Origin of the sequence: Acinetobacter sp. YH12094, from assembly GCF_013419295.1 — a bacterium.
GTDB classification, from domain to species: domain Bacteria; phylum Pseudomonadota; class Gammaproteobacteria; order Pseudomonadales; family Moraxellaceae; genus Acinetobacter; species Acinetobacter amyesii.
In genome coordinates, this window is sequence record NZ_VPAK01000056.1 from 1 (window position 1) to 6157 (window position 6157).

The following is a 6157-nucleotide window of genomic DNA, read 5'->3' on the forward strand; positions in this document are numbered from 1 at the left end:
TGATAATAAAAACCGACCAATAAGATCTATATCTTCAATTTTAATTGGATTAATGAATCATTTATAATAAAAACATCGGAATATTGGATCAAAAAGGATCGCTGCCATGCCAGATCAAACCCAGCCTGCGAATGAAAAGCTTCAGCCTTTACAAGTGCTCAAATATATTTTGGGTGGTACCTGTATCTATGCCGCTGTACTGGTAACACTTGCACAACTGTTTGTCACCGCACTTTAAACCAAAGCCGCGCTAATTCAGTATCTGCCTCGCTCTTTTTCAACTACACTAAAGCTTTCAAGTGGAGATTGGCCTGAGTGGAATATTTAGAACAACATCGGGGGAAAGAACGCGTCATTCTGGTGAGTGTCAGCGTACAAATGCTGGATGACCTTGATGCTGAAGAGTTTAATCTGCTGGCGCAATCTGCAGATGCCGAAATTCTGGAACATATTCATGCTCAACGCGTCAAACCGGATGCCAAATTTTTTATCGGGTCAGGCAAAGCAGAAGAAATCGCCGAATGCGTAGAAGAACTGGACGCCAATCTGGTCATTGTTGATCATGCCCTGACACCGGCCCAGGCCCGCAATCTGGAACAGGTCATCAAGTGCCGTGTGGTCGATCGTACCGAACTGATTTTAGATATTTTCGCCCAGCGTGCCCGTACCTATGAAGGCAAGCTGCAAGTCGAACTGGCACAACTGCAACATTTATCATCCCGCTTAATTCGTAGCCGTGGCAATCTCGACAGTCAAAAAGGCGGCATCGGCTTGCGTGGCCCGGGTGAAACCCTGCTGGAAACAGACCGCCGCTTGCTGCGTATCCGCATGGGACAACTGAAAGCCAAAATTGATAAAGTCCGCCAGACCCGGATGCAAGGCCGTGTGGCACGGCAAAAAGCGGCTGTCCCGACAGTGTCCTTGGTCGGTTACACCAATGCCGGCAAGTCAACCCTGTTTAATTTACTGGCCAATAGCGATGTCTACGCAGCCGATCAGCTGTTTGCCACCCTAGACCCCACATTACGACGTCTGGAATGGGATGGCATCGGCAATCTGGTACTGGCAGATACGGTGGGTTTTGTCCGTAATCTTTCTCACTCTCTGGTCGAATCCTTTAAAGCGACCCTGGAAGAAACCGTAGAAGCGACCTTGTTGCTGCATGTCATCGATTCAAGTAGTCCAGAAATGCTGGAACAGATTGAAGCGGTTGAAAAAGTCCTGAAAGAAATTGGTGCCGATGTTCCGATCCTGCAGGTTTACAATAAAATTGACTGTAGCGGTGACGAGGCTAAAATTATTTATCGACGTCCGGGTGAGCCAGAACGTGTCTATGTTTCAGCACATAGTGGCGAAGGGATCGACCTGCTGCGCAAAGCAGTGCATGAAGCCCTGATGGGACAACTGCAATCCTTTGAACTGACGCTAAAACCGGCCTATGGCAAGCTGCGCAACCAGCTTTATGGTTTGAATGTGATCCAGTCAGAACATTATGATGATGAAGGTCAGCTGCATTTGCATATCCGGATTGCACCACAAAAACTGGAACAGTTAATTAAACAGGCGCATTTACCCTTAGATGAAATCCTGGGAAAACAGGCACAGCAGTTTCTCTTGAGATTAAAAAACAAACAAATTTAATGTGTAACATGAAATATCTTTAAATATTAAAGAAAAACCCCTCTAAGTCTTGCAACTTAGAGGGGTTTTCATTTAAATTCGAGGGGTACAGTTATTTGATGTTCCTAGCATCATTTAACGAATGATCGGCAGAGTTGGCACTCGTACTGATATTCACCTTACGGCTTATGTACCAGTTCTTATTTTAAAGAAATACTACTGTTAAACAAGCCCCAAATTTGAAACTTTCGTTAAATTTGATTTCTAAACCATCAGATAAGCACCAATAGGTCGAGCTTTGTCTACTTCTGTACGCCCATTTTTTGAATAGACACGTATAACGTGTGGTAGGAATAAGTGTCACTGGCGTTATATGGCTATAGTCGAAAGGCTAAACCGCTTACAGGGGGACTTCACATAGGCGGAGCGTTGGGAGTAGTTGTATAGGTCAGTTAAGTTGCATGTTGGGGAAACCCTCGTAGAGATACTGCCATACTTCGACAGGGAGCGCGTGGAGCGAGGTGCAAGACTTCGAGTCCTTGTCTGCATAGTCAGCAAAGCTATGTGCGGATACGACCGATATACGTGGCTCCGAAGCCAAATATATACAGGTAAATCGGCAATACTTAAGGGATGTGTCATTTTTTTAAATGACCGCCCTTAGGGTGAGTATTGCCGAAACTCTCTCAACCGTTCACCAAAGCCAAAGGGCTTGCCCGACGCTTTGGGAGCGAGTTGAGAAGTTGAGAGCATTTGCTTTTTATATATTAAGAATAATTATTTAAAAAAAATTATTACTGAAAGGAGTTAACAACGGTTGTGGGCAAAGACTTTTCCTGTGCATCAAACCTGTGTGTAACTCAACGTATAAATCTGTGATTTATGCGGAGTTATGCATAGTGTTTGTGCATAGATCAGAAAAGGCGGTCGCTTGCGATTGTCCATAATCTTGTAACGACTTATCCAATACCGACCTAATCACAGATAGCCTTTGATCACATGCAGCCAATATTCTAGCGAATCTTGTCGGCCTGTAATCAACATGCTATTGTGATTAGAAGCCAGCATACACAAAGGGGACTTTGTCCCTTTTGTGCTACTGGGATCAGGGGCTTCACCCCCGACACCCCCGAAAACCGCCCAAAGAGAAAAATCATAGATTTTTTCTTTGTCCGGTTACAAACCGAGGATCTGATTTAGGCATGACCAAAAAAGAAATAGTCAAAAGACAAAAGGAAATCAAAATCCGTTTAACGGATGAAGAACATCAAGCCCTTTTAGACCGATGTACTACAGCTAGCCTTGCGAGTTGGATGCGTGAAACTTGTTTAAGTGAAAAACGTACCAAGCAAAGCAAAGTCATTAAAGTAGACCCAAAATTATTAAGACAGCTTGCAGGCATTGGAAATAACCTAAATCAGATAGCTAGATTGGTTAATCAGCAAAGTAAAACAAGTTCAGCAATAGACCGTATAGCAATAATCACAGCTTTATCAGGTATAGAGCGAGAGCTTCAGAGATTGCACAATGATCATAAAAATACATAGTCGTGGTGCAGGTTCGGGGCGTGGTCCCGTGGATTATTTACTTGGTAAAGACCGAGATCGGGAAGATGCAAGGCTAGACCGTGGCGACCCTGAACAAATGATTCAATTGATTGATAGCACTAACTTTGCTCAAAAATATACATCGGGTGTTTTATCGTTTGCAGAACGTGATTTAGACGAACACCAAAAGCAACAGATCATGGATAGTTTTGAACGTGTATTGATGCCAGGTATAGATAAAGATCAATACTCAATTTTATGGGTACAGCACCAAGATAAAGACCGCCTAGAGCTTAATTTCGTTGTAGCAAATGTGGAGCTTCAAAGCGGTAAACGCCTACAGCCTTACTACGACAAAGCAGATCGTCCACGTTTAAACGCATGGAAAGACCTCGTAAATGATCATTACAAGCTACATGACCCTAATGACCCTCTAAATAAGCGTGAGTTATGCACTCCTAATGCTTTGCCAAAGCATAAGCAAAAAGCCTCAGAAGTCATCACAGATGGACTTTTAAGTGTTGCTGAAAGTGGACGTATCCAAAGCCGTGATGATGTGATTAAAACGCTTGAATCCGCAGGCTTTGAGATTGCTAGGACTACACCAAAAACAATCAGCATTAAAGACCCTGATGGGGGTAAAAATATTCGTCTTAAAGGAATGATCTATGAGCAAGATTTTAGATTTGGCAAAGAACTTCGAGCAGACATCGAGCGAGCAAGCGAAAAATACAGAGCAAGTCGTAGCGACAGAGTTCAAGAAGCACGAGCAACGCTTGAAAGACTTGTTGCAAGAAAACGAGAGAGCAATGAACTGCGCTATCCAAGAGCAGAACAGACGGTTACTCCCGACTATGTTAAAAACTTGGAGTATCGTAGCCATAGCCGTGATCACAGCCATTTTAGTGATGTGGGGCATCCTAGCCTATCAGAGCCACAAAATAGGCAAGAACGCAGAGATAATCGCCCAACAGAACCTAGCTATACAGGACTTAGCGAACAAGGGGGGCAATATCAAGCTGAAAGACTGCATAGACAACAAAGATCGCAAACGCTTATGCGTTTTAGTGAACAAGGACGCACCGACTTGGCAGAATGGCAGCCTAATGGTTCCGATGGGGTATTAATTAATGACCGAATTAGAAAAGCACTTACTCGAAGCCTTGGAACAAGCACAGGCGCAACAACAGCAGAGGGAAGCCGATTTACTCAAGATGTTCGAGAGTACCAAGCAAGACAATCAGAGCGTCAGGGAAGCATTCAAGAAGCTTTTAGAGAGTATCAGCGAAACAGACCAGACCCGAAACGAGAGCTTGAACAAATTAGCTCGGCAAGTAAGCAACTTGAGCTTTCAAGTGCAAGACTTCAAGATGCAAAACAAAGCCTTGATCGAGCAATTACAGGCATTAGAAATGCAAGTCAGAAGCTTGAAAAAGTAAATACACCAAAACGTAGCTATGGACTAAGATATTAAAGAAAATACTTTCTAATAAAGATCTATTTGTTTTGTACAGAAACATCAATGTGCTGTGCTTTTTGTATGGCACTAGCTTCAGATAAGTTTTTTGTAGACATTGAAAATAGTCTGTTACCGCTTATCCAGCTAATATTATAAATATTTCCGTTATCAACTTTTTCTATAGTTGCAGGCGAATTATTTATATAAGTATTAATATTTTCTTTAAAGAAATCGACCTTATTAGAAGATTTACTAAGTGCTATTTCATTCAATTCAATACTTGAATTGGCAGATTCATATGCCCTAAAAATAGAATTGTATCCCTTACCTTCTGTGTATGATCCTGAATAATCGCCACCAATTAATTTTGAGTCAGAGAAGATTTCATCTATTTTTGTAGGCTCAAAATTTAGTTTTTTCTCTAAGCTTTCATAGCCACCAATTTCATCTAAACGATCTTTATAATAATTTGTATTCTTGAATTCGTGAGTGATTTGTCCTTTTGAAAAACTACCATGTAGCCTTAAATTATTAGATTTCTCTAATAGTTCTTTTTTTATTTCATCAGGTAAATCTGAACTAGCAATATCTATATATTTGATATATTCACTATCTACTAATAAGGGCTTATTCTTTTGACTAAGCACGGTCTTATTATCTATAGATTTCAATGTGGTTTTCCCATCTTTATTTATTTCAATTACAGAGGATGAGTTTTGAGGAGGTTCATAAATCGAGTTATCAGACATTTCTTTTGTAGGAAACCCATGGAACCCCCACATAATCAGAAAAAGAATAACAATAACTAAAAATATTCCTAATATGATTTTAATAAATTTTTTCATTACCACTCAGTTATATTACAGCCAGTTGCGAAGGTATTACTTTGAATGTATTGGCCTGAATCTAAAATTTCTTGATGATTTCCAGTAACAGTCCATCCTAAATTACTTGAATCAGGTTGGCCCGCATAGGCTCTCCAAGTAGAGGTATAGTTAAAAGAAGTAGCAGAAGGATAAAATAGATTTCGAGTAATATTCGGATAACGTGTCTGTTGACTACTAACCCGTAATCTATGAGAAGCAAAAAGACGGTCGTAGCTTAAAGATTCATTGTGATAGCCTACTCCTGGTAGCCCTAGCCATTGAGGTAAAGGAGCATAACAGTTAGCTCGACTTATATTGACTGCGGGTTGAGAAGCCGCATAACAAGTATAGCTAATTGAAGCTAAAAAAATGCTAATTAGTAATTTATTCATTATTATCAGTCACTCTTATATAATTATTAATAAAATATCTTGAGATTGTACAGTTGGGTTCATAAAAACGTCACTAAATCCTAAGCTAGATACAGGGAATATCCACGAATTAAACTCATTCTATACTGTTCATTCGCAACATGCATTGATAATAAAAACCGACCAATAAGATCTATATCTTCAATTTTAATTGGATTAATGAATCATTTATAATAAAAACATCGGAATATTGGATCAAAAAGGATCGCTGCCATGCCAGATCAAACCCAGCCT

General features: G+C 40.7%; 7 protein-coding genes and 1 pseudogene. 6 read left to right on the forward strand and 2 right to left on the reverse strand.

Annotated elements, in window-relative coordinates; translation table 11 throughout:
• Positions 1–106: 106 nt before the first annotated feature.
• From FTU34_RS18000 to FTU34_RS18175, 6 genes and pseudogenes are all read left to right on the forward strand, one after another.
• Positions 107–238 carry a hypothetical protein gene (locus tag FTU34_RS18000; RefSeq protein ID WP_005098021.1) on the forward strand — a complete coding sequence of 44 codons (132 nt, stop codon included), beginning with the start codon at positions 107–109 and terminating at the stop codon, positions 236–238.
• Between the two features lie 77 nt (positions 239–315).
• Positions 316–1641: a ribosome rescue GTPase HflX gene (hflX, locus tag FTU34_RS17270; protein ID WP_180036269.1), complete on the forward strand. Its 1326-nt coding sequence runs from the start codon at positions 316–318 to the stop codon at positions 1639–1641.
• Between the two features lie 1181 nt (positions 1642–2822).
• Positions 2823–3167, forward strand: coding sequence for a MobC family plasmid mobilization relaxosome protein (locus FTU34_RS17275; RefSeq protein ID WP_180036268.1), 345 nt, complete (start codon positions 2823–2825; stop codon positions 3165–3167).
• A 97-nt stretch (positions 3168–3264) separates the two neighbouring features.
• A pseudogene (locus tag FTU34_RS18165) lies at positions 3265–3513 on the forward strand (relaxase/mobilization nuclease domain-containing protein); the annotation flags it as partial.
• A gap of 322 nt (positions 3514–3835) precedes the next feature.
• Positions 3836–4294 (forward strand): MbeB family mobilization protein, encoded by a 459-nt coding sequence (locus FTU34_RS18170; protein WP_373685885.1) that lies wholly within the window; start codon positions 3836–3838, stop codon positions 4292–4294.
• Between the two features lie 3 nt (positions 4295–4297).
• Positions 4298–4606: an MbeD/MobD family mobilization/exclusion protein gene (locus FTU34_RS18175; RefSeq protein ID WP_227591952.1), complete on the forward strand. Its 309-nt coding sequence runs from the start codon at positions 4298–4300 to the stop codon at positions 4604–4606.
• 58 nt (positions 4607–4664) lie between these two features.
• Here FTU34_RS18175 and FTU34_RS17285 read toward each other — a convergent pair whose 3' ends face one another.
• On the reverse strand, positions 4665–5471 hold the full coding sequence (locus FTU34_RS17285) for a hypothetical protein (RefSeq protein WP_180036266.1): 807 nt from the start codon (positions 5469–5471) through the stop codon (positions 4665–4667).
• Entirely contained in the window at positions 5471–5884 is a 414-nt protein-coding gene (locus tag FTU34_RS17290; protein ID WP_180036265.1) for a hypothetical protein, read from the reverse strand. The genes FTU34_RS17285 and FTU34_RS17290 overlap by 1 nt, the downstream gene beginning before the upstream one ends.
• Positions 5885–6157 lie beyond the last annotated feature (273 nt).